Here is a 23,537-nt window from a genome sequence, read left to right as displayed (position 1 = left end):
GTGCATCGTCCTCGGGTCTACCACACGGCCCGCAGCTTGAAGAGCGCCATCGTCATCTCGCCCAAACGGGCTGACAAGCCGAGCGGTCCTTCCCTCGACAAACTCCTCCTTCCCTCCCCGGACAAACGTGGTCTACTTTGCGGCGCATGTCCCGTAAAGCTGTTCTTCTCGACCGGGTGGATGCGCAGCTCGTCGACGACGTCGAGCGCGCGGTACGCGCTGCAAAGGCGCTGCCTTCCACACGCCTTTCGCAGACCAAGCTCACTCCGGAAGCCAGCGCGGAGCTCGTGCGACAGCTCGTCGCCCGCGGTCTCGAGCGCAGTCCGAAGACGATACGCGTTCCCCTCGCGGCGCAGATCGAGAGCCTCCTCCAGGGTGGCGCGCGCGTTCCGCTCAAGGACGTCGGAAAACGCGTCAAGGGAGGCACGAAGGCCGAGCTCGACGCCGCCCTCGCCAAGTTCATCCGCGAAGGACACGCGCGCGTCGTCGTACGAACCCAGGTGGAGGTGCTGGTCGGGCCCGCCGAGCGTGCGCTCGATCCAACCGAGATCGCACACCTCTCGAAGACGGCCGCGCAGGTCAGCAAGACGCTCAAGAAGGTCCAGGCCAAGGGCCTACCACGCTCGATCTTGCAGGAAGATCTCGCGGCTCTCTTCGCGCCTCTCCAGCCCTCGCTTCGTCTCGCCGCGACGACGCCCGACCAAGCACCATCCATGCTCGTCGACGAGGCCCTGCGCCGCCTCGAGGATCCGGCGCTCAAGCTCGTGCGCATCCCGGATCTCGTGCGCGCCTTGTCCAGCCGTCTCTCGCTGGACGCGATCCACCGCGCGCTCGCCGAGGGCGCGAAGGACGGGACGCTGGAGCTGCGGCCGGAAGCTGGTGCCGAGTTCCTGAAGCCCGAGGACGTCCCACTCTGCCCGCCTGGTCCCCGTGGCACCGTCCTCTCCTACGCGAGGCGTGTTTCACCGTGATGGAGAACCCGTTCCAGGCCATCCACGCGGATGCATGGGATCCCGCTCCCATCGACGTCTCCTCGATCAACGAGCGCGCGAGCTCCCTCGTTCGCGCGCACATCGAACAGCTGCGAGACGCCGGGGCTCGCGAGGGAACGGCCGCCCGCTCGACGTCGATCCTGCTGCTCGGCCCTGCCGGCATCGGCAAGACGCACCTGTTCACGCGGCTGCGAAGGCAGGTGGGTCCACGCGCCGTCTTCGTGCACACGCGGCCCGAGGTCGGCGTCGATCCGTCGCCCCGCCACGTGCTCTCTGCGACGCTGCGCTCGCTCAGACAGCCGGTGATCCAGCAGCAACACCGGCAGATCGACGTGATCGTGGGGGCCATGCTGGCGACGCTCCAAGGCGGTCGTCCACGTTTCCCCTTGTCCTTCATCGACGACTGCTCGAGGCAGCCGCCCGACACGCAGCGCGAGATCCTCTCGAATGCCGTCGCGCAAGCAGAGGATCGTTTCCCGGACACGTCGGCGCGGTATCTCGAACACCTCCTCGCCCTGCCCTTCGCGGACCGCATGCGCCAGCGGGCTCTCTTTGCGTGGCTCTCGGGTGACGAACCGAGCCAATCGCAGCTCGACATGATCGGCGAGCGCGCTGCCCTGCGCGAGGACGACCTCATCCTCGCGCTGCGCACGCTCGGCGTGGTGGCGGCGTTCGGCGCGCCCATCGTGCTCGTGTTCGATCAGCTCGAGAACCTCGCGGAAGAGGAGGGAAAGACAAGCCGGATCATCCGGCACGCCCGCCTCGTGAGCGAGCTGCGCGACACGGTGCGCGGGCTCGTGATCGTGCAGATGGCTCTCGACGCGGTCTGGATGCAGCGCATCCATCCGGTGCTCCACGCCAGCATGCGGGATCGGCTCGAGGAGAAGATCGAGCACCTCGCGCTCCCGACCCCCGAGCAGCGGCGAGAGCTCATCGAACGCTGGAGGAGCGCGCTGCCCGAGGAGGAGAAGAGCAAGCCGTTTCCGTATCCATTCTCGACGAGGCAAGTCGATGCATGGCTCGCCGCGCCGGGAATGACGCCGCGCATGCTGATGCAAAGCTGCGGTGAGGCGTATCTGCGTCGAGCCCTGCCCGAAGCAGAGGAGACAGAGCCCGTCGACACCTCGCCGGACGAACGCCTCGTGGTGGCCTGGCAGGAGCACCTCGGGCGAGCGCGCAAGCGTATCGACGAGGCCGCGGCGCAGGCCCAAGGCGTGGCAGCCGAGAGCATCCGCGCGGGGCTTCTCGCGGCGCTCACAGTCGCGCAGGTGAAGGCCGAGACGGGGGAGATGGAGGGGGCTCCTGCGCTGCGCCTTCGCATGGCCGACGGTGGCTGCGAGATGCTTTTCGTGCAGCAAGCACACCATACCTCCCTCGCCCGGGTCCTGCGCGCAGCGATCGCGCTCGTGGACGAGCGCAAGGTTTTGCTGTTGCGCGAGCAAGCGTTCGTGATCCCGCCGACCTGGAAAGAGGTTCACAAGCTTCTCGCCGCGTTCACGGGGAAGGCCCATGCTTCGTTCCTGCCCATCGAACGCGAGGCCCTGGCACGGCTCCTCGCAGTCGAGCGCCTGCTCGGCGCGGCCCGTTCGCAGGATTTGAGCGACGACGCCGGCAACATCATTCCGTACGACACGGTCATGGATTGGGCCCGGCGCACGCTCGGCTGCAATGCATGGGGGCCGGTGGAAGCCCTGTTTGGAATAACAACAGCCCCCGTCTCCGTGCCTTCCGCGCCTCGGCCGCCCGAGCCACCGCCGCCTCCTGCCGACCCGAATGCCGCCCCTCCCCGCCCGCGCGAAGAAGAAGCATCCCCTCGCGCGACAACAAAAACCCTTGCGGACGGTCCGGTGCTTCGAGAGCTGCGCAAACTCCGGGTAGCCTCGCTCGATCGCCTCGTGCGAGAGGTGCGCGCGTGTGATCCCATGGCCACGCGGGCGAGCATCATGGAGGAGCTCGCCAAGCTGCCAATCAAGCGCTTCGGCGGCGCGATCGTCGCGCTGGAGGAGCCATGGCGCTGAGCCCCCAGCCGCTCCCTCTGTTGACGCTTGGGGACGACGCCCGGACGAGCCGGGCTCTGCCCCCAAACCCCCGCCGCGGCGCCCGCGAGCTCTCCGTCACCGAGATCCGCAACGCCCTTCGCTGCCCGCGCGTCTTCGCGCTCGGGCGCGCGCGCGGTCAGGCCGTCGCTTTCCCGATCGGCGCATCGTCCCTCGGCGCGCTCTTCCACCGCATTGCCGAGCGTTTCGCGCGCGAGCTCGAGGCGCCTCCCGAACCCATGCGCGCGCTCCTTCCGCATGCGCCGCGCGAGCGCGTGGCAGATGGCCTCTCGGCCTGGCTCCTCGGTCACCTCGTGGACGAGCTCGAAGCGAACCCCAGCGCAGCGAGCATGCCCGGCGAGATCGACGATCTGGCCGAGGCGCTGCGGGAGTTCGCGCGCTACCTGGCGAAACAAATCGAAGGCACGGGGCACCGGCCGGCAGAAGCATTGCGCTCGTTCCTTCAGCACGCCGAGCTCGCGGTCGACGCCGTGCTCGATGCGTCCGGCGGGGTGCCGGTGCGTGTCTCGGGCCGGATCGATGCTCTGTATTGCAGGGCGAAAGGCGCCGTCGATATCGTCGAATACAAGCTCACGGACGAGGCCAACCAGGAGCTCGACCAGGCACAGGTGGCGCTCTATCGTTACCTCTTGCGCTCCGCGCTCGATCTCGACGCGGAGCCGCTCATCCTGCGCTTCAAACCGGGGCTCATCGAGACGAAGCTCTCGCCGGTGGCTGCCGATGGCATCGTGGAGCGGACCGTCTTGCCCCTGCTCGGCAGGATGGTGAGCTGGTCGGAGCGCCCCGAAACGGCGCCGGCGACCTCGCGCCGGGATCTCTGCCCGACGTGCCCCGTACGACCGGCGTGTGTCGAGACATACCGAGACGCGCTCGAACCTCGTGATCAGCCGCCTGCGGGCGCAGCTCGCCCCATGCCTGATCCGGCTGGACGGCTCACCTTGTCCCCTCCGCGCGAGCCCATAGGCGCTCTGCCGGACGACACCGAGGGCATGGCGGAGGCCGAGGCCCTGGCCACGCAGATCGTGGCGCAGCTGAAACGACAAGGGGTCATCGCGAGCCTTGGCCGCAAGACAGTTGGACCGCGGCTTCTGCGCATCGAGGTCACGAGCCCGCGACAGCGTGTGGCGCAGCTCGATCGCGCGGCGCAGGACGTGGAGCATCACCTCGCCGGATACAACGTGCGGTTCGAGCGGGAGGAGGCGCGGCGATACTTCACGGCGCCGCGGAGGGTGCCGCGCAAGGTCGACCTCGAGACATTGCTCGCGCGCAAAGCCGCGTTTTTGCGGGAGCGGCCGGGGCGCTTCGTGCTCGGGGAGGGGCTTGATGGCGAGGTGATCGCCGGGGATCTCGCCGACGGAAGCTCGTGCCACCTGCTCGTGGCCGGCCAGACGGGGAGCGGCAAATCGGTTTTCTTGCGTGCCCTCGTCGTCGGGCTTTGTCACTTTCATCCGCCGGCAGCCATACGGTTCACGCTGGTGGATCCCAAGCGCGTGACGTTCGGCGGGCTCACCGCGGGGCTCGGCGCCCACCTGGCAGGGCCGATCGTGCACAACGTGGAGGCGCTTCTCGCGGAGCTCGACGCGCTCGTGGCCGAAATGGAGGAGCGATACACGCTCTTCGAGCACCGGAAGGTGCAGAGCATCGACGACTACAATGAGATTGCGCCCGCACCGCTGCCGCGGCGGGTGGTCGTGGTGGATGAATTTCAGGACTTGATTGCGTCGAGGGCAACGCGGCAGCCATTCCTGGATGCGGTGAAGCGGCTCGGGTCGATGGCTCGCGCAGCCGGGATTCACCTCGTACTGGCGACGCAGCGGCCCGACCGCACGACGGTGCCTGGAGAGATCAAGGCGAACCTGGGCGGGAGGATCGCGCTGCGGGTGCAGGAGCTCGTCAATTCGAGGATCATCCTGGACCAGGGAGGGGCCGAGGAGCTTCTGGGGAAGGGCGACTTCTACGCCGATCTCGGGCATGGGCTCGTGCGGGGACAAGCGCCAATGGCGTGAGGGCGCTTTCGGGACATGCGCTGCACACGGGGCAACTCCGCTATGCCCCGTGTGTAGAGCTACGTCCGCGGAAGCGGCTTGGGCAGGCAGCCAGGCCACACCTCGAGGAAGTCGCGCAGCGCCGCGACGAACGTGCTCAGGCGCGTGGGCACGTGCTGGCTGCGCGGATACACCGCGTACATCTGCTCCGCGGGCATCGCGTACGCGGCGAGCACCTCCTCGACCTTGCCCTCGGAGATCGCGGGCGCGGCGAGGTAGTCCGGCAAGCAGCAGATCCCGCAGCCAGCGACGGTGAGGTCACGCAGCAGCGCCCAGCTGTTCGCGGTCGCGTGGCGGTGCACGATCGACAGCTTCGTGCCGCCGCGGGTGAAGCGCCACGTTGCCGCCTCGCGCCGGGTGCCCATCACCAGGCACGTGTGCCGCGAAAGCTCGCGCGGGTGCGCTGGGACGCCGTGACGCGCGAGGTAATCCGCGCTGGCAACGAGGCGACGCCGCGAGGGCGCGCCGAGCTTGCGCGCCACGAGCGACGCGCTGTCGCACGGCTCGACCTCGATCACGACATCGAAGCCGTCGCGCACCGGATCGACACGCTCGGAGACGAGCTCGACCTCGACAGCGACGCCCGGGCACTCCTTCGCGTAGCGCCCGAGTACGCGCCCGAACACCGCCTGCCCGAACTCGACCGGCGCGGCGACCCGCAGGCGCCCGCGGGCCTCGCTGCCGCGTGACGACACCACGCGCTCCGCCTCGGTGAGCGCGTCGAGCCCGGCGCGCACCTTCTCGAGGTACTCACGCCCCTCCTCGGTCAGGCGAACCCGCCGTGTCGTGCGTTCGAGCAGCCGGGCGCCGAGGCGCCGCTCGAGACGACTGACCTGCACGCTGACGGTCGACACCGGCGCGGACAGAGCGAGGGCGGCGGCGCGGAAGCTGCCCGTCTCGGCGACGCGAGCGAAGGCTTCGATGGCGGCGAAGTCGGGACGGCTGTTCATGGCGCTGGACAGAGTGATCAATCTGCCCTCATTGTTCAAGCTGCCGCGGCTGCCTAGACTGCGGGCATGACCGAGACGATGAAGCTTTTCTACACGCCAGGGGTCTGCTCGCTCGCGCCGCACATCGCGCTTCGCGAGGCCGGCGCCACGTTCGAGCTCGCCCGCGTCGACTTGAGGAGCAAGAAGACCGCGGACGGCGACGACTTCGCGCGCTTGAACCCCAAGGGTTACGTGCCCGCGCTGCTGCTTCCGGACGGCACCTTGCTGACCGAGACAGCGGTCTTGCTGAACTACATCGCCGACACCTGGCCGGAGGCCAATCTTGCCCCACCGCGCGGCAATCTCGTGCGCGTTCGCTTCGACGAATGGCTGCAGTTCATCGCCACCGAGCTGCACAAGGGCTTCGCACCGTTCACCCTGATGCCGAATGTGAGCGAGGAGTCGAAGCACTGGGCCGCGCAGCGCCTCGCTAGCCGCGTCACCCTGCTCGCCGAGGCGCTCGCCGATCGCCCGTTCCTCCATGGCGACGCGTTCACCATCCTCGACGCTTACGCGTACTTCGCGCTGCGAACGTATCGACATCTGCTGCGGGTCGATCTGCCCGGCGCGCTTGGCTCCTACCTCGAGCGGCTCTCCGCGCGCCCGGCCATCCGCGCGGCGCTCACGGCCGAAGGCTTTCACTGAGCCTGCGGCGCGGGTGAAGCCGAAGCATCATGCTCTCAGGGCCCCGCAGTACATGCAGTGGCACCATGCGCGCAGTGCCGCGCGCGGGCCGGGTGGGTGCTTTGGAGGATGAGCCGGGTTCACCAAGTGCGCCGCTCGGGTCGCAGGGCCGCTCGCCTGCTGGGCGGCCCGGAGGTCTCGAAGAGGAGCTCGCTCCGCAGCTACGGCTTCTGCGTCACCGCCTGGAGCGCTTGCAGCGACGATAGCAGCGGCTCCGACGCCGGAGCCTCCCATTTCGTGTCCAGGATACCGTATGTCTCCTCCGCGCCGAAGACCCGGCCGGTGCCGCGCGCCTGCGTCCCGTTCACCGCCCAATACGCCCAGTCGATGTCCGCCTCGCTCAAATACGTTCGGAACGCCGAGAACCAGAACCCTTGCCCCGTCGCGTCGCTCACGCACGTGGCTCCGCTGTGGCAGGTGCCGAACTCGCCGACGAGCACGGGCGCGGTGAAGGGCTGCCCCTGCGTGAGGATATAGCCCCACTTGTTGCCGAGCTCCGTCTTGAGCTGCTGATAATCGCTGAGCCCCGCGTGAAACCAGGCATAGTCGTGAGCCGAATAGACGACCCGACCCGGGACGTCGAGCGTGACGGGCAACGTATAAGGCCCCCCGAGGTCGGACGCATAGTTGAGCCCCTCCACGACGATGAGCAGGTTCGGGTTCTCCTTCAGCACGGTGTTTCCCCCGCGGGTGGCCGCCCCGTGCCAGTCGGTGGCGGGATCGCCTCCGCCCCACACGGGCGTCACGCAGCCGCAGCTCCCGCAGGGGCACTGCGTGCAGGCCTGGCAGCCGGCTTCGAGCACCGGCCTCGGCTCATTACGAAGATCCGCCGCCACGACCGCCGGCTGCGCCGCGTAGCGCTTCGCGAGAGCCTCCCAGTGCTTCAGCCACGTCGCCTCCGGGTATTTCGCTGTGTACCAGAGACCATTCTGATCGGTATCGCTGCAGCACCAGTCGGCCTCGCTCACGTGGTTGTCGAGGATGACCACGAGCCCTTCGTACGCGAGCGCGTCGATCACGGCGTCGAACACCTCGAGCGCGGTCTTGCCCTTGAGCTTCGGGTTGGCGCTGACGACCTGGTCGGCGACGACCGGGTTCAGATCGACCATTTCGTTCGACCACGGGAGCCGAACGGCGTTGAAGCCGAGAGCGCGGATGCGCGCGGCGATGGCGCCGATATCCGCGATCTCGAGGCCGGCGGGGACGTAGTCCATCTCCTCGGCGCCGTACCAGTTCACCGCGGCGAACTTGAATCGCTCTCCGGAGGCGTCGAGGATCCAGCGCCCCTCGGTGTGAAGCGGCAGCGGCGGCAGCGCGTGGCCCGGGGATCCGCCGCCGCCGCCGCCGCCGCCGCCCCCGTGACCGCCGCCGCCGGCCCCGCCGGCCCCGCCGGCCCCGCCTGCGTTATCCGAGCCACCGCTCGACGGATCTTGCCCCGCATGGCCGGCCGCGCACCCCGCGGCTGTGGCGAGCAGGAAACCTCCGAGAACAGCACACAACCATTCGGATGACATTCGATGCTCCCTTGAAAGATGCGGCTCCGCGGCTCACTTGGCCGCAAGGGTCTCGCAGGGCTTGAGGTTCTTCTCCGCGACCTCGGCCGAGGGAACCCCGTCCATGCCGGTCGTCTTGCAGACGTACTTCTTGCCGCCGATCTCTTTCAGCATGAAGCCGATATACCCCGTCTTGCCCGCGTTCTCGAACTGGACGATGGCCATGTTCGGGCCCTCCTTCGCCCACTTCTTGAAGGGAAAGAGCACGGTATCGCCCTCGAAGCCCTTCTTCAGGGCCGCGAAATCGTCCTTGGCCTCGCTGACGTTGAGCGAGGCCCCGTCGCCGATGTCCACGGTGGCGCTCTTGTGCTGATCGTCGAGGCTCATGTCCATGGCGCCCATGCCGCCCGGCCGAACCTTGATCTTGAGGGGCAGCGGGGTGAGCTCCACGTCCACGAGCTCGCCCTTGGCCTCGCCACCCTTCGGCGCCTCGGCCGCGCCCTTCGCCGCCGGCGCGCCCGAGCCGGCCGGCTTGGCGGCGGCCTCCTCGCCCTTGTTCGAATTGCAGCCGGCCACCGCCAGCAGTGCCATGACAACCACGATCTTGCGCATCCCTGTTCTCCTCACGGTGTCGCCGGGACCATCGGGCCGCCGGCGCTCGCCCTAGAGACGGGGAGGGAGGGGCGCTTTTGCGTTTTTTTGTTCGGTGCGACGGACCACAAGCACGAGCGCCCCAGCAGCCTTCCGATACGACGTCTTCCCGGACGTCGCCCCCGGGCTGCAAGCCCCGAGTATGCAATCGTGCTTGAGGAGCCGACGATTCGCGCGTAGGAGCTTTCCCAAGGAGAATCTTCATGCGTGTCCTGTTTTCTGCGGCCCTGATGGCCGGTCTGTTCGCCACGTCGTGCGGTGGAAGCAGCCCCCCTCCTGCATCGACGGTCGAGGTTCCCCCGTCGGAAGCGGGAGCGACGGGCGCCCCGGCGGCTTCGTCCCCCGCCGAGGCTTCGGCGCCTGCCGAGGCCAAGCCGTCCTACAAATCGGACCTCGAGGCCTGGTGCAATGCGCCCTCGCGCGCGCCGGGGGCCGCAACGGCTTCGGCGGAGGACAGACCGCGGATCCTGGCCGAGTGGATCTCGGCGCAGCTTCAGACCGATCAGGCGAAGGATCTGGCGAAGCAAATGAGCGTGCTCGACCCTGGCAGTCGACCCGGCGCATTTCGCAAAGAAGTCGAAGCTCAGGGCATCAAGACTTGCCCGTTCGCCGACGAAATGTCCAAGCCCCGATGAGGCGCACGGGCTCGTGAGGGGCGGTCTGTCGAGCTCGTCGACGATCTTCTCGGGGCCGCCGCGCCGGGGCGCCGCCCCGGACCCCGCGGGGGCTATTCGCCCCTCGACCCGAACCAGCGCAAGCGCTGGACCCAGGGTCGATGAACTGCGCGATGCGCAGTTCATCGAACAGGTTGGGGTGAGGGACTTTCAGCCGCGCAGGATCACAGCTCCCATTCCAACGCCCCTCGCCCCATTCGCGGCGGATCGTGGGTTCTCCGCCGACGAACCAATCCGCTCTTTTCCAATTGCCTCCGGCCGCAATCCATGAGACAAAGCAAGCGACGCCAGCCGGCGCTAGCAACACCGACCGGCGTCTCCCCACAACCCCGAATCACCCGGAGTCATGAGTATGGTCACGATACCGCTCCATCCGCCGCCGGCAAACTTTACGGCGGCGCACGCCCTGCTTGGGCGCCTTTACCTCGAACACCGCGATTTCCTGCGCCGCCTTCTTCTTGGACAGGCCATCCCTCCCCGCGACGTGGACGACGTCGTGCAGGAGGTCTTCCTCACGGCCTGGCGACGCCTCGAATGTCTCGTCACGCCGGAGCAGGCGCGCCCGTGGCTCCTGATGATCGGCCTCAACCGTGCGCGCAATCATCGAAAGCTGGCGCGTTGCGAACGGGAGGTCCTCGCGGGCCTTTCGGATGACTTTCCCGAGCGGGAAGACGAAGCGGAGTCGACGGAGGCGCTCGTGCTGGCGACGTACGGGCTCTTCCGGCTCAAGCGATTCCTCTTGAGGATTGGCCCGCGCATCCGGGCGGTGGTCGTGCCGTACCTGGAAGGCCGTTCGATCCGGGAGATCGCCGAAGCGCTCGGCATCAAGACCAAGACCGCCTACGCCCGCCTGCAGCTCGCCCGGGAGCACCTGAAGACGCTCGCGCTCGCCTGAATTTGCTTGCTTCCGCCTCCGCCTCCGCCTCCGCTTTGCGACGACGTAGATTGATCGGTAGGAGCTTGCGCCTTCATTTGGGGAGACGAGTCCCCCCAAAAAGGGGTTGGCTCGTCATGTCGGCTCCTCGGGGATCTCGGGCGAGCCGGGCCAGGTGATGCCGACCTTTTGAAGCCTGTACTGGGCGCCATGCACGCGCTTCGGGTCGGGCGTGGGGAGAAGGAGCGTCTCGAGCTCGGCAGGCGTGAACTCCGTGGGGCCTTTCAGCCTCCGATCGACCACCGCGTCGATGACCGCGTGGGCGGGAGCGTCTTGCGGGCGGTCGTGGTACGTCACGATCCACCCGGGGCGTGGATAATACGACTCACAAGACAGCGGCAAGAGCCGCCCGTCGTGGAGCAAGCCCCACGCGGCCAGCCGGCGGGCGCCGTTGGCCCGTCTCGGATCGTGTACGGCGAGGAGCGTGCCTCCGACGCGATCGCCGTGAAGCCAGAAGCCCACGCCCGCCCGCCTCTCCCCATGCTCGTCCCCCACGTAGAGCCAACCGACGGCCATCACGAACGCGGGCTCGAGCTCGGCGGGCAGCCCTGGCACGGCCCCGCGCACATCGTCCGGGCCGCCGGTCACCGCGTCGACCGAGAGGCCGAGCTGCTCGATCGGACCCCACCCGAGCTCGTACGCGAGACCGACGACGCCTGCCTCGTTCCACGCCACGACCTCGTAGTTTCCTTCTCCGTCGTCGTTGTAGATGGCGCCCCGCTTGGGGTCGCCCGTCCACTCCATGCCGTCGGAGGCTGGATACCAAAAGCGCGCGATCCGCTTGAGGTAGGTCTCGACGTACGCGCGCAGCGCGGCGCGGACGATGGCGTCTCGGTCGAAGACGAGGCGTCCGAAGTGGCGGGTGACCCGTTCGATCATCGGCTTCGCCTAGACCCGGTTTGTCTCGGCGTCAACGGTCGCGCCGCCTGCGTCCGCCGGCCACGTCACGGCGTGTAGGGCGGAACGTTGTTGATCAGCGTCACCTCTTTGATCGGCGGGACCTTGTTCTTGAGATGTTGGTTGAGCCTCCGCGAGATGACGGCCGCGTTCTTGTACGCGTTCGTGCCCCACGGGCAACCGCGCAGATCCTTCATGGGCACCACGTGGTGCACCTCCGCGCGATCGGAGTCGTATCGAGGCGTCTTTTCATCATCCGGATCCAGGAGGACGAGGTTCTCCGTGCACATCGTCGGTTTGCAGTTCTCATCCTTGCAAGGCCACGTGAAGCCCGCGAGATCGGAGTGAATCTTGCCGCCGTGCGCCTTGCGGTTGACCTGGAGGATCCACTTCCGCTGGCTCATGGTCATGCCGTCGGCGCCGACCTGGCCGCTCGAGCAGTTGAAGTCTTTCTCCGGCTTGATGGTCGTGACCTCGACCAAGTTCCGGTACGGACCACTCACCTCCGTCGGGACGCTCTTGATCTCGATGAGCGACGTCTGTAGCGGCGCGGCCTGATGGTTGATCGTGATCTTGTTCGCGACATCCGAGCCGACCTGCAGCGTGTAGTCACCGTTGCCGACGGGCTGACACTTGTAGTCCTTGGCGTACGGCGCATTTCCCGACACCTCGCCGATCTTCACGGCATCGGCACACGCGTCCTCCCACTCCTGGTAGAAGCAGTCGAACGTATCGGCCACGGACATGTAGCAAGCGCTGCCGAACGCAGCGATGTACTTGCTGCGCAGCGCGACGTCCGTGCTCGGGTTTCCCACGAGCGGGATGCGGTAAAGCATGCACGGCTTGGGCATCGGCTCCGCACATTCGGTCGACGTGTCGGTCGGGGTATCGGCTGGAGTCGGGCACGAATCGACAGGCCCCGGATCGAGAGGCGACCCGCACGCCCCCGTCAGACCTGCCCCACCAAATCCCAACACCAGCACGCCCACCATTGCCCAGCGGCGTCTCCTCCGTGCTTGCATGGAGGACCGAATCGCACGTGGCTCGGCTGGCGGCAATGCCACACGAACCAGGGGGCTCACGATGCGCCCGGGAACCGAGCGTCCCATGACGGTGACCGGGGCGGCGGGATCCGGCGGGACCGCGGGAGCGATACACAATCAGAGTTCACTTGCCGCCTCCGCCTCCGCTTTCCCCACCCCACAGCGCCCCGAAACCGCTTTCCCTCCCGGCCACCGCCATCCCACACCGCCCCGAACTCGCTTTCCCCCTCGCCTCCACCCCTTCCCCGTCCCCGTGAACCGCATTTCCTCGCCTCCCGCCTCCACTTCACGCCGCCGTGACTCGCCCGCGGCCCTCTCCCCTGCCCGATCCACCCCGCCGTGGATCGCCGATCCCACCCTCGGAACCCCGATCCACAGCGCCGTGGATCCCTTCCCCCCATCTCCCTTTGCCGCTTCACGGCGCCCCGAATCGCCGTACCGAGCCCGCCTTTCCGATCTCACCCCGCCGTGACCCCCGCTCCGGGCACACTTCCGCCGTTTTCGGCCTTTCCCCTGTCCGCCCAACTGCTATAGCGTCACCGCTTCGGTGGGTGGGGGCACTTCACAAGACCAGATAAGGGAGGACCCATGGGTGAGATCGTCCGGCGGGATGCCGCCGCGGGCAACATTCTCGGGGATGCGAAGGACACGCTGACGAATGCGAGGGCGCGCGGTGGGCGGTGGCAGGAGCTCGCCGAACAGCGCCTCGGCGCCTCGCTCGCGCTCGTGGCCAATGTCGAGGCCAAGCACAAGGCCGCAGAGGAGGTGCACGCGCCGCTCGCCGCGCAGATCGACGCGCGCAACCTGTCGGCCGACGCCGCGCTCGGCAAGAACTACGATATCATCTGGAACGAGGTCGGCCGTCCCGCCTCCGACGCCGCCCTGTCCGTCCTCTTCCCCGACGGCACCGCCTATTACGCGGAAGGCGACACGGACGGCCAGCCGGACCGAATGGAGATCCTGGTGGAGCTCCTGCAAGCGGGGATTCACCCGAAGCTTTCAAAAGCGACGGCCGCGAGCGCCGCGGCGGAGATCCAGGCGGAGGGCGAGGCCCTGCGCGTCGCCGTCGAAGCCGCCCGAAAGCCGGCCGCGCAGGTCAAGATCCTCGGCCGCGTGCGCACGGCGCTCGCCAAGGTCGTCCACGCGGATCTCGCCAATCTGAAGCGGCTCTACAAGATCGAGGGATATAGCGAGGTCGAGATCCATACCGTGATCCCCGACCGCCCGAGCAAGCCCAAGAAGTCCGGCCCCACCGAATAGAAGCGCGCCGGGGCGCCGCCCCGGACCCCGCGGGGGCTATTCGCCCCTCGACCCGAACCAGCGCAAGCGCTGGACTCGTGGTGGAAGAACTGCGCGGTGCGCAGTTCTTCCAACGGGCCAGTGACAAGACCAAGGACGACGTTGCCCATCGAAATGGCAGCGCGGCTGTCTCGATTGGCAACGTCGTCTGTTCGATGAACTGCGCATCGCGCAGTTCATCGACCCTGGGTCCAGCGCTTGCGCTGGTCCGGGTCCAGGGGTGGACAACCCCTGGTGGGGCCTGGGGCAACGCCCCAGCTCATCGCCCCCAGATGAGACCCATGCGCAGCGTCCTCGACGACGCCTGTGGAAGCAGCGTGCTCATCGAGGTCGTTGCGGATCTCGCTTGCAGATGTCGAGGAGCGACAAGGCGTCTTGGTTGGTCGGATCCAGCGCGAGGGCGCGGGCAAGGGTTTCCTCGGCGTCCACGTATCGGCGTTCTCCGAGGAGACTGTTTGCGAGTCTCACCTGCAGGGCCACCGACGTTGGCGCCGCCAGGACGGCTGTTTCGAGGAAGCGCAGGGGGTCCTTGATCTCGACCATGCCCTCGAGGGCCGACGCGATGGCCTCCAAGCGCCATGCGAGGGCACTGAGATTGACCTTACGCTCGACCTGCGCATGAAGCTCGTCTACGAACGCCTCGAAGAGAGTTCGGGTGTCCGCGCTGCGCACGCTGTCGTCGTATATCGTTGGTGATAGGGCTGCGGAGACTTTGCCTGCCAGAGCGTCCAGATCGCCCGGCTGGGTATCTGGATCGACAATGCCTTTTTTGACGAGGCTCTCCCATCGACGTTCGGCGGTCCACGGCTTCTTGCCCACATGCGCATCTTGCCACATGCTCGGTCCGCGGGACGGTCCGATCAGCGAGCGAACCCGCGCCGTCGGCTCAGGCCCTTGTTCGGCGGCGGTTGGACGAAGCGCTCATCGCTGAGAGCGCAGCTCTCCTCGTGAACATCTCCTGATCTCGTCGAGCGCGCTCAAGCTCGTCCTCGGCCCGGGCAAGCCTCCAGCGCCAGCCCGAGAACCGGTTCACGAAGTAGCGTTTGTTTCGTCGCTTCTCGCTCGGCTTCGGTCCGTCCCGTCGCCGTTTGCGGAGTTCGCGGAGCGTGTCTCCACTGCACTTCCGCAGCTCACGAAGCGCTTCTTCCAGCTTTCCGTCCACCACCAAGACATCGACTCGACACCGAACCGCATCCGTCGGCATGTCGCTCTCGAGCGCCTGCTCTTGGGCGAGGCGCGTCGGGCAAGGAAGAGTGTACCGTCGGCGATGAACGCCCTGCAAGCGAAATCGCGGCTTGGCGGGAACGAAAAACTTCAATGCGCGAGCAGCCACTGCGCGAGCGGCGCCCACGCGAGCGCGGGCGCATCCTCCGCGTAAAGCAGATCCGCATGGCCGAAGTCCTCGATCTCGCTCGAGGCCGGGAGGCGACGCACCACATGCGTGGTCACGTCCGTGGAGGCTACCAGCGTGGTCGTGTAAAGGCCGTGATCGCCAAAGCCGCCCGCGGCGCCGAGGTAGAAGAGCGGCACCGAGATGTCGGCGAGGTGATCCGCGAGCGGCAGGGTCCCGGTCCCGCACCACATGGCATCCCGGTCGGCGGTCTCCACCAGCGACTCGTGCGGCGGCGAATGCGCGAGCCAATCGCTGACGAGCGCCTCCGACGAATAGCGCAACGTGGTGGGAAACCCATTCTTGTACATGCCGGCCACCAGGTGATACAGGGGCTTGGGCTCATAAAGCAGGAACGTCGCCGACACGAACCCGAGCATCGCCTCCCGGTTGGTGTAGCCCTCGAAGATCGGCGAATCGCCCCAGGGTGCGGAAGCCGCGAGCGCGCCCAGCGGCTGGGCGAACGTGCTGTTGTCGCTGTCCACGAACCCCTGCGCGACCCAATCATACTCGTCGGCCGCATTGGCGCAGGCGTAGAGCCTCAGCGACTCGTCCGCCGGGGAGAGCTTGCCATAGATGTCGATGGGCACGATGCCCTTTACCTGCCTCTGCGAAAGCGGCTTCTGGCTCTCCTCGGCCGCATACAGGTACGTGAGCTGCGCGCCGCTGCTGAACCCGCCCAGGAACAGGCGATCCTGGCCCCCGCCCGTCAAGGTGCGGATCGTGCGCGCGAAGGACAGCGCGAGGCCCGTATCCGAGACGGCCTGCGCCACCCCCATGCCGGCGAAATCCGAGAAATCGGTCCCCTCCGCGGGCGCCGTCGTCCACCGTCGATCGACGCCCCACACGTCGATCCCGCGCTTGGCCAGGTACACGGCCAGATCGCGATCGGGCTTCGCGGCAGGGCTGATCTGCGACGGCACGAAGTTCGTGGTGAAGGTCGCGAAATCGCCGTGCATGAGCAGAATGGCCCGCGACGTCGGATGCGGGACGTTCGGCGAATCCTCGCGCACGACCCGGTGCACGCGGATGCGCGCATTGGGCGTGTTCCCCACCTTCAGCAGGAAGCTGTAATGGTACACGTCGCCGACGATCTGCTGGCGCTCCACCGCGCCCACCAGCGTTGCCGACAGGGCCGCGGAAGCCTCGGCGGTGGCCTGCAAAACCTCGCTGTCGTCGGCCGGGGCCGTCTCCATCGTGCATCCGGCGGCGGCGGCGGCCAGAAGGCCCAGCACGACCGGCATCATGGCGAGGCGCTTCGCCCTTGTTCGCGCGTGCGAGGGGGCGAGGGTCGCGACACCGGACGGCACGACGAAAGCAATCTTCTTCATCATCAATCTCCTTGGCCGATGCGCTCAGCACATTGCATGCCGCGCTCGTTCGGGGGCCAGGAGAGGGAATGGCGGGTCTATTGCGGGGGGCGGATTGCGCAATGCTGCGCGAACTGCGCAAGCGTGCTCGATTTGTGCATTGCGGCGCGTGTGGAGCGACCGCGTGCACGCTTGCTCAATGCGTCCACTGCATGATGTGGAACAGGACGCTTTGCGGCGATTTGAGCATCACGAAGTGCCCGACCGCGGAAATTTTTCCCATGGGTATACACAGGTTCGCGCCGAGCTCCACGCCGAGCCGGCGTGCTCGACGCCAGGCGGTACTCGTGGTCAGGAAGAGAGAATCGTCGTACGATCACCCCGGTGCTTGTGCTCCAACCGCCGCCCTCTCCGTGCGCACAGAAATGGCTCGCGTTCCTCGAGAGTATCAGACCCGACGACGACGACATCTTGATTTCGCCGGTGGTCACGCTGGTGAACGGGTTGCGTGCGTGCCCGGACGGGCTCTCCGTGCTGCTGGGGGCGGCAGCCCAATATGCGCGCGGGCCTCACGCAAACGACGAGCGGCTGGCGACCGTGGTCGAAGCGCTGCGCGAGTGGGGCTCGGACGCCGACCGGATCGTCCCCGTGCTGGTCGACTTGCTGGACCACACCGCGGTGCGCGCCTACGCCGCCGATGTACTGGGAACGATCGGCCCCGCGGCGTCGGCTGCCGTGCCCGCGCTCCGCCGGGCGGCCGTCGCGACCGACGGGACGCTCGCGGCCCGCGCGCTTTTGGCGCTGCAGGCGATCGATACCGCGCGCACAGCGCGTTACGTGCGCCTCCTCCTCCGACGCGCCAAGGACCGGCCTCCGCACGACACGGCGTCGCAGCTCGCGGCTGTCAAGGCCCTCGGGAACCTCGGCGCATGGCCGGACCGCGTCGTGCCGGTGCTCGCCACGCACCTCGCACGGCACGATGTCCGCAGCGATATGATCTATGCCGTGCTCCACGCGCTCGAGCCGTTCGGCGCCGATGCCGCGCCCGCCGTGCCGGTGCTACTCGCATTGCTGCAACGTTGCAAGGCCGCCGAAGCGTACCCGTTCAGCGCCGTCGCTCGCGCCCTGGGCTGCATCGGTCAGGGCGCCGAGGCGGCGGTGCCGGCGCTGATCGAAGCCGTGACCGAAGCCGACGCTTTCACGGAGGCGGAAAAGCGCACCGAGGCCGCCATTTGGGCGCTGGGCAAGATCGGCGAACCGGCGGCCTTGCCGGTGCTCATGAAGACGATCCGGCAGCGCCAGAAGCGACGCGCCCCGTACGATTTCGTCTTCCCGATGGCCGTTCTGGCGCTCGGCGGCCTCGGCATTGGCTCGCGCGAGGTGGTCGCGGTGCTGCTCGACGAACTCGGCGATCGCCGAAATGGCCGCGCCCGCTGGCAGGCCGCGGAAGCGCTGGGCAAACTCACCCCTCTCGGCCAGGCGACCCTCGGCGCGCTGATCGCCGCGCTCGACGACGTTGATCCCAACGTGCAGTGCGCAGCCGCGCTGGCGCTCCAGCAGCACGGAGCGGCGGCGGCGCTGCCTGCGCTGAGCCGCCTCGCCCACGGCGCGCGTGACGCCCACGTCCGCGCGTGCATGGCCGAGGTGGTGGCCGCGATGGAAATCAAGCAGCGGGGGCCATACCGCTGACCGCGTACACACGCGGCGCGCCGTGCTCGGCCGCTCACGGGATGCAGGTGTCGAGAAGCACGCTCACGTCGGCGCCGTGGGCATTGAGAACGACGACGTCCGGCTTGCCATCGTCGTTCATGTCCGCGACCGCGAGAGCGCCGGGCGCGATGCCTGCGCCGTACGTGACGGGAGGGGCGAAGCCACCGCTGCCATCGTTGACGAGCACGCCGACGCCTACGTCTTGGGTATAGATCAGCTCGGGCATGCCGTCGCCATTCAGATCCCCTGCGGCGAGCGAGAGCGCCATCGCGTCCGCCGCGTATTCGGCGGCGGGGGCAAAGGATCCGTTCCCCTCGTTGAAGAGCACGCTCGCGATGGCCAAGCTGTAGTTCAAGACCGCGAGATCGAGCTTGCCGTCGCCATTCAGATCCGCGAGGACCACCGAGACCGGGTCCCCTCCCGCGGCGTGGTGGACAGGAGGGTGGAACGTGCCGTCGCCCTGGTTGAAGAACACGCTCACGTCGCCGACCGCATTCGCGACCGCGAGGTCGGGTTTGCCGTCGCCGTTCACGTCCGCCGCCGCGACCGAGACCGGGACCATGCCCGTGTCGTGGTCGACGGCAGCGGCGAAGGCACCGTTCCCCTGGTTGTGGAGCACGCTCACCTTCCCGCTGAACTGGCTGGCGACGACGAGATCGCGCTTGCCGTCGCCGTCGAGGTCCGCGGCGACGATCGATCTCACCCCCTCGCCCGCCGCGTGGTTTATCGGGGGCACAAAGGCGCCATTCCCGTCGTTCAGCAGCACGTCGACGCCGCCGGCGCCATAGCTCCCGACAGCGAGATCGGGCGCGCCGTCGTCGTTCAGGTCCGCCGCGACGATGGCGTGAGGGTCTTCGATCGTGGCGTAATCGACGGGCTCGGCGTAACTCCCGTCGGCCTGATGAAACAGGACGCCGACGCCGCTGCCGGTGGCGCGCGCGACGGCGAGATCGGGCAGGGCATCCCCATTCAGGTCCGCCACCGCGATCGCGGATGGAAGGTTGCCCACGGGGTACTGCCGGCCGAACACACCACTTCCCTGGTTCAGCAGCACGCTCACGCTGTCGCTATGGGCGCTCGCGACGGCGAGATCGGGCTTGCCATCGCCGTCGAGGTCCCCGACCGCGAGCGCTTCCGGGTCCCTGCCCGTGCCGTAGGGGACGGGTACGGCGAAGGTGCCGTTGCCCTGGTTCATGAACACGCCCGCGCTGGTGCCTCCGCTCGCAGCGGCGAGATCGATCTTGCCGTCGCCGTCGAGGTCCACCGCTGCCACCTCGAAGACAGGATGGAGCGTGAGGTACACGGTCGGCGAGGCGAAGTTGCCGTTGCCTTCGTTCTCGAGCACGGTCAGGTTGCCGCTCCAGTCGTCGGAGGCGGTGCCGACGGCGAGGTCGGGCCGGCCGTCGTCGTCGAGGTCCGCGGCGACGACCGACGCAGGCCCGACGCCCGCGTATTGCTCGACCGCCGCGCCGAAGGAGCCATCGCCCTGGTTGCGGAGCACGCTCACGTTGCCGCCCACGAGGACGTAGCGCGACCCGACGGCGAGATCGGGTTTGCCGTCGCTGTCGAGATCTGCAATCGCGACCGAGCTCGGGGACCCCATCACGCTGTACGCCATCATGGGTGCGAAGGCGCCGCCGCCCAGATTGAAGAGGACGCCCACGCTGCTGCTGCCGCTGTTTGCGACGGCGAGATCGGGCATGCCGTCGCCGTCGAGGTCCCCCACGGCGACCCCGCTCGGACCCAGGCCCGCGGCGTGCGTGAACGGCGGGGCGAAGGCGCCGCCCCCGAGGTTTTCGAGCACGCTCACGGCGTTGCCGTCGCGGTTTGTCACGACGAGGTCGGGTTTGCCGTCGCCGTCCAGATCGGCCGCGACGACCGCGGAGGGGCTCGGTCCGATCGGGAGGTTGACGGAGGGGGCGAATTTGCCGTTTCCGAGGTTCTCGAGCACGCTCACGGTACCGTCGCCCGTGTTTGCGACGATGAGGTCCAATCGCCCGTCGCCATCGAGATCTGCCGCCGCAATGGCCGATGGAAAGTCGCCTACCGGGATGTAGGGCATGCCTGGGAGCCCGATCGTCCCGGCGCACGGGGGACCGACGCAGGCGCCGGCGACGCACGTCTTGCCCATGTCGCAGACGATCGGGCTGCCCCCCATGCAGGTACCCGCCTGGCAGGTGCTGCCGACGATACAGCCGTCGGCGACGACGCACGCGGCGCCGTCGGCCTTCGGCGGGTGCACGGGGCCGCTTCTATCGCAGAGGTCATCGGTGCACGCGTCGTGATCGTCGACGGGGATGCATGGCGCGCCTCCACTGCCGCCGCTGCCACCGGCGCCGCTGCTTGCACTGGCGGACGCGTTCGAGCTGGTGGAGGACGACGTGGGAGGCTCCGCGTCGACCTCGGAGCACGCGTACGCACCGGCGCACACCCAGACCAACGCCATCCGAACGGCAGAAGCTCTCCTCACGATCTCCCTCCGAAGCAAGCGTCCGGGGAGCCTATCAGAACGCCGCGTGGAGTGACCGAACTATCTGCGAGAGCTCGTCCGCCCTGATATCCGGCATGGCGTCGCGCGGCTTCCCGTCGATGTCCGTGCGCGGCGCGGAGGCTGTCGTGTTGCGCAAGGCGAGCCTGTGGCATTGGAGAGCATGCCGTTCGCCCGAGGTACATCGACACCGAATGGGCAGATGCCCGCCTCCTCGGCGGCGATCGCTGGTGAGGCATCGGCTGAATCTCCCGCCGTGCTTGCCTAACGATCCGCGGTGCTGGCTGCCACGATGCCACGCCGAACACCACGGCCGGCCCCACGCAGATCGACCGGCGGATGGCACAGTTCCAGACAAACAGTACGTGCCAGAGCACCGGCCGACCCGTTTTGGGGCCGAAATCCAGGCGTTACACGACAAGGGCCTCATGACGACGCTCGACGTGGCCAAGGAGCTGCGCCTACAACAGAAGGCCGTTCATCGGACACCCATTGGGGATTGAAGATGGCGATGGCCCGGGTCGTCGCGAAGTCCGCCCCGGCGATCTGCGCCGTGGTCGACATGCAGAGCTGCCGGACCGAGCTCGAGTCCGTCGTGCAGGAGTACTGCCCGGAGCAGAGGAACGCGGATCCTCGCTTCGACGAATATGTCGAACACACATGCCCGCTCTGGCAGCGCTAGCGCCTTCGACGCATCCTCCCCCCACCTCTCGTCACGTTTCCACGCGCTCGTTCGGCGTCACGAATGCGAGCTTGTACCCTTCCGGATCCGTCACCACGAGCTCGCGCGTGAACCACGGCTGATTCCGCGGCCCGTCGACCGCGGCGCCACGTGCCTCGGCCCGCGCGCGCAGCTCGTCGAGCGACACCTCTTCTCCCATCCCTGGTACGCCGAGTCCACGCGCATAAGCTCGAGCAGGAGCATCTCCCCTCGCCACTTGCTGACCGTTTGCCGCGAGACGCCTCTGTCCGGCACTCGCGTTGTGTCACGAGATCACGGCGGAGATCGTCACGCTGGTGCCGAAGCGCGCCTGCCGGATGGTGAAGCTCACGAGGACAGGACGCACGGAGGTCGACGCCAGCACCGAGTTCATTGCATTCATCAAGCTGCCCACGCAGCTAATCGGGATGCCGTTGACCTCCGTGATCATGTCGCCGAGTTCGGGTGTGAACGTGCCGCCGCTCGGAATCCGAGCAGGCAGGAACGGGCTGGGGGGATTGATGCTTTCAATCACAGCACCGGACGTGGAACCGACCGGAGGGTCACCGAAGGCAATGCCGCGGAGGCCTGCAACCGAAGCGCCGTGCACCCCGCCGCATGTGATGGGTTGAGCAGATGCTATGGGCGAAATGAAGCAGGGGCCCGCAGCCAGCACGCCAATGATCATGAGTCGCGTCAGATTCTTCATGATGGGATCCTCGCTATCGGTGTCTCGAGTGGTTCATTGAGCAGCATCGCACGCGTGTCCATCGCCTGCGCCTGCCTGCTCCGGTACGGGCCTGGAGGAGAGTCTCGCAAAGAACGCAAGTGTCACCCGGCAAGGCCGGTCTGGAAGGAGTGAGCAAACGGTGGCTTCACGAAACCTTGCTCGTTGTCCAGCGGCTGGGGCAGCTTCGCACCTTGATCGCCGCACAGCCTTCGGGGCCGCCCCGGAGTGAACCCCTAGGCCTTCGGGTACCCGCGTGGCTACGTGGCCGCGGTCCTCGACGGCAAGCGCGTTGCGACGCCAACCTGCGCCGTAACGTGGACAAACCTGAAACGCACGAAGTCCTTACCGACCACCGTCATGACACCGATGGCGTGCTCCTTCGACGCTGATGCCTCGAAGCACCGGATGCGGAACCATCAGCCAGCGGCAGTGCGGACATCGAGCAGGAACCTGTAGGCCGCGGGGCCGAGGAGCGGGCGGCCCCTGCACGTCCCTGGGCGCCCGTCCAGACGCGCCTGAGCAGGTGTTACCCTGGCCCCTCCTCTACATCCCTCTTGACGTGCGTCCCAGCACAGTCTTTGATGTTTCGACCGAACGCAAGGACTGGCATGGCCTAATCAGACAGTTGTCCCGCATCCTCCGACTCAAGGAGCGCCACGAGCATGACAATGACTCTCAAGGATGCCCTCGCGCAGCTAAAATCTCTCGGTCATGAGAAGGTCCGTGCGCAAAACAAGAAACATGGCGCAGGGGACAATCAGTTCGGCGTCCGTCTTGGTGACATACGGAAGCTTGCCGCGAAGGTCAAGACCGACCACCCGTTGGCCATCGCTCTCTGGGAAACCGGGAACATCGACGCCCGGCTCCTGGCAATCCTTCTGCTCAAGCCCCAAAACCTGTCTCGCGACGAGATGGATCGGATGGTGCGATCTGTCGACTTTGTGCAAGTTGCGGACTGGCTGAATTCCAATGTCGTCAAGAACCATCCTGACAAGGAGTCTCTTCGCCAATCATGGATGCAAGATGATGACCCCTGGGCCGCCCGCGCCGGCTGGAGCCTGACGTCGGAGCGCATCGCGAAACATCCGGACGGACTCGATCTGCCAGCGCTTCTGGACCGTATCGAGTCTGAAATGGGAAACGCTGCTTCGGAAGTGCAATGGACGATGAATTTCTGCCTTGCAGGAATCGGCATTCACTTCCCCAAGCATCGCAAGCGGGCTATTGCCATTGGCGAAAGACTGGGAATCTATCGCGATTATCCGGTTTCCAAGGGTTGCACCTCTCCGTTTGCCCCCATCTGGATCAACGAAATGGTGCGTCGGCAAAGTTGACCAAACGGTTGCGATCGTCCATCCCCCCGCACGCGCCGAGGCCTGAGCATGCGCGTCGACGACGTTCCGCGTCCACCAGCGACCCTGAGCGCCTTCCCGCCCCCCCCGCGCAGATCG

The 23,537-nt window shown here is 67.4% G+C and carries 20 protein-coding genes; 10 read left to right on the top strand and 10 right to left on the bottom strand.

Annotated elements, in window-relative coordinates; translation table 11 throughout:
• Window positions 1–146: 146 nt before the first annotated feature.
• Genes KEG38_RS35765 through KEG38_RS35755 form a run of 3 tightly spaced genes read left to right on the top strand, consistent with a single transcriptional unit; the run spans window position 147 to window position 5,055 of the window.
• A complete protein-coding gene (locus KEG38_RS35765; RefSeq protein WP_272424872.1) occupies window positions 147–971 on the top strand; it encodes a hypothetical protein in 825 nt (274 codons plus the stop codon).
• The gene (locus tag KEG38_RS35760) at window positions 968–3,010 is read left to right on the top strand and encodes a hypothetical protein (RefSeq protein ID WP_272424871.1); all 2,043 of its coding nucleotides are present in this window, start codon (window positions 968–970) and stop codon (window positions 3,008–3,010) included. Before KEG38_RS35765 ends, KEG38_RS35760 begins: the two co-directional genes overlap by 4 nt.
• The gene (locus KEG38_RS35755; RefSeq protein ID WP_272424870.1) at window positions 3,001–5,055 is read left to right on the top strand and encodes an FtsK/SpoIIIE domain-containing protein; all 2,055 of its coding nucleotides are present in this window, start codon (window positions 3,001–3,003) and stop codon (window positions 5,053–5,055) included. The genes KEG38_RS35760 and KEG38_RS35755 overlap by 10 nt, the downstream gene beginning before the upstream one ends.
• A 59-nt stretch (window positions 5,056–5,114) precedes the next feature.
• Here the strand turns inward: KEG38_RS35755 and KEG38_RS35750 are convergent, their stop codons facing one another.
• Window positions 5,115–6,044, bottom strand: coding sequence for a LysR family transcriptional regulator (locus tag KEG38_RS35750; protein WP_272424869.1), 930 nt, complete (start codon window positions 6,042–6,044; stop codon window positions 5,115–5,117).
• A gap of 66 nt (window positions 6,045–6,110) precedes the next feature.
• On the opposite strand from KEG38_RS35750, the gene gstA reads away from it, so the two are divergent.
• Window positions 6,111–6,728, top strand: a complete 618-nt coding sequence (gene gstA / locus KEG38_RS35745; protein ID WP_272424868.1) for a glutathione transferase GstA — start codon at window positions 6,111–6,113, stop codon at window positions 6,726–6,728.
• Between the two features lie 200 nt (window positions 6,729–6,928).
• On the opposite strand, the gene KEG38_RS35740 is transcribed toward gstA, so the two are convergent.
• Together KEG38_RS35740 and KEG38_RS35735 are read right to left on the bottom strand one after the other, a co-directional pair.
• Complete coding sequence (locus KEG38_RS35740; RefSeq protein ID WP_272424867.1) at window positions 6,929–8,281, bottom strand: glycoside hydrolase family 5 protein; 1,353 nt, start codon at window positions 8,279–8,281, stop codon at window positions 6,929–6,931.
• 33 nt (window positions 8,282–8,314) lie between these two features.
• Entirely contained in the window at window positions 8,315–8,851 is a 537-nt protein-coding gene (locus tag KEG38_RS35735; RefSeq protein ID WP_272424866.1) for a hypothetical protein, read from the bottom strand.
• Between the two features lie 263 nt (window positions 8,852–9,114).
• On the opposite strand from KEG38_RS35735, the gene KEG38_RS35730 reads away from it, so the two are divergent.
• Window positions 9,115–9,546 (top strand): hypothetical protein, encoded by a 432-nt coding sequence (locus KEG38_RS35730; protein ID WP_272424865.1) that lies wholly within the window; start codon window positions 9,115–9,117, stop codon window positions 9,544–9,546.
• Between the two features lie 385 nt (window positions 9,547–9,931).
• Window positions 9,932–10,480 carry an RNA polymerase sigma factor gene (locus KEG38_RS35725; protein ID WP_272424864.1) on the top strand — a complete coding sequence of 183 codons (549 nt, stop codon included), beginning with the start codon at window positions 9,932–9,934 and terminating at the stop codon, window positions 10,478–10,480.
• A 114-nt stretch (window positions 10,481–10,594) separates the two neighbouring features.
• On the opposite strand, the gene KEG38_RS35720 is transcribed toward KEG38_RS35725, so the two are convergent.
• The gene (locus KEG38_RS35720; protein ID WP_272424863.1) at window positions 10,595–11,398 is read right to left on the bottom strand and encodes a hypothetical protein; all 804 of its coding nucleotides are present in this window, start codon (window positions 11,396–11,398) and stop codon (window positions 10,595–10,597) included.
• A 65-nt stretch (window positions 11,399–11,463) separates the two neighbouring features.
• On the bottom strand, window positions 11,464–12,267 hold the full coding sequence (locus KEG38_RS35715; protein ID WP_272424862.1) for a hypothetical protein: 804 nt from the start codon (window positions 12,265–12,267) through the stop codon (window positions 11,464–11,466).
• 780 nt (window positions 12,268–13,047) lie between these two features.
• Between KEG38_RS35715 and KEG38_RS35710 the strand changes: the two genes are divergently transcribed.
• A complete protein-coding gene (locus KEG38_RS35710) occupies window positions 13,048–13,719 on the top strand; it encodes a hypothetical protein (protein ID WP_272424861.1) in 672 nt (223 codons plus the stop codon).
• A 360-nt stretch (window positions 13,720–14,079) separates the two neighbouring features.
• On the opposite strand, the gene KEG38_RS35705 is transcribed toward KEG38_RS35710, so the two are convergent.
• Window positions 14,080–14,595, bottom strand: a complete 516-nt coding sequence (locus KEG38_RS35705; RefSeq protein ID WP_272424860.1) for a tetratricopeptide repeat protein — start codon at window positions 14,593–14,595, stop codon at window positions 14,080–14,082.
• Window positions 14,596–15,072: 477 nt separating this feature from the next.
• Window positions 15,073–16,479 (bottom strand): hypothetical protein, encoded by a 1,407-nt coding sequence (locus KEG38_RS35700; RefSeq protein WP_272424859.1) that lies wholly within the window; start codon window positions 16,477–16,479, stop codon window positions 15,073–15,075.
• 363 nt (window positions 16,480–16,842) lie between these two features.
• Between KEG38_RS35700 and KEG38_RS55750 the strand changes: the two genes are divergently transcribed.
• Window positions 16,843–18,147, top strand: a complete 1,305-nt coding sequence (locus KEG38_RS55750; RefSeq protein WP_272424858.1) for a HEAT repeat domain-containing protein — start codon at window positions 16,843–16,845, stop codon at window positions 18,145–18,147.
• A 34-nt stretch (window positions 18,148–18,181) separates the two neighbouring features.
• Here KEG38_RS55750 and KEG38_RS35690 read toward each other — a convergent pair whose 3' ends face one another.
• Entirely contained in the window at window positions 18,182–20,614 is a 2,433-nt protein-coding gene (locus KEG38_RS35690) for an FG-GAP repeat domain-containing protein (RefSeq protein ID WP_272424856.1), read from the bottom strand.
• A 553-nt stretch (window positions 20,615–21,167) separates the two neighbouring features.
• Between KEG38_RS35690 and KEG38_RS35685 the strand changes: the two genes are divergently transcribed.
• Window positions 21,168–21,338: a hypothetical protein gene (locus KEG38_RS35685; RefSeq protein ID WP_272424855.1), complete on the top strand. Its 171-nt coding sequence runs from the start codon at window positions 21,168–21,170 to the stop codon at window positions 21,336–21,338.
• A gap of 31 nt (window positions 21,339–21,369) precedes the next feature.
• Here the strand turns inward: KEG38_RS35685 and KEG38_RS35680 are convergent, their stop codons facing one another.
• Both KEG38_RS35680 and KEG38_RS35675 read right to left on the bottom strand, forming a co-directional pair.
• Window positions 21,370–21,525: a hypothetical protein gene (locus tag KEG38_RS35680; protein ID WP_272424854.1), complete on the bottom strand. Its 156-nt coding sequence runs from the start codon at window positions 21,523–21,525 to the stop codon at window positions 21,370–21,372.
• A gap of 117 nt (window positions 21,526–21,642) precedes the next feature.
• On the bottom strand, window positions 21,643–22,065 hold the full coding sequence (locus tag KEG38_RS35675; RefSeq protein ID WP_272424853.1) for a PDZ domain-containing protein: 423 nt from the start codon (window positions 22,063–22,065) through the stop codon (window positions 21,643–21,645).
• 683 nt (window positions 22,066–22,748) lie between these two features.
• Between KEG38_RS35675 and KEG38_RS35670 the strand changes: the two genes are divergently transcribed.
• Window positions 22,749–23,420 (top strand): DNA alkylation repair protein, encoded by a 672-nt coding sequence (locus tag KEG38_RS35670; protein WP_272424852.1) that lies wholly within the window; start codon window positions 22,749–22,751, stop codon window positions 23,418–23,420.
• The last annotated feature ends 117 nt before the right edge of the window (window positions 23,421–23,537 follow it).

Origin of the sequence: Polyangium jinanense, from assembly GCF_028435265.1 — a bacterium.
Classification (GTDB): domain Bacteria; phylum Myxococcota_A; class Polyangia; order Polyangiales; family Polyangiaceae; genus Polyangium; species Polyangium jinanense.
Note: the sequence above shows the minus strand (reverse complement) of the source record. Positions and strands in the feature narration are given on the sequence as shown.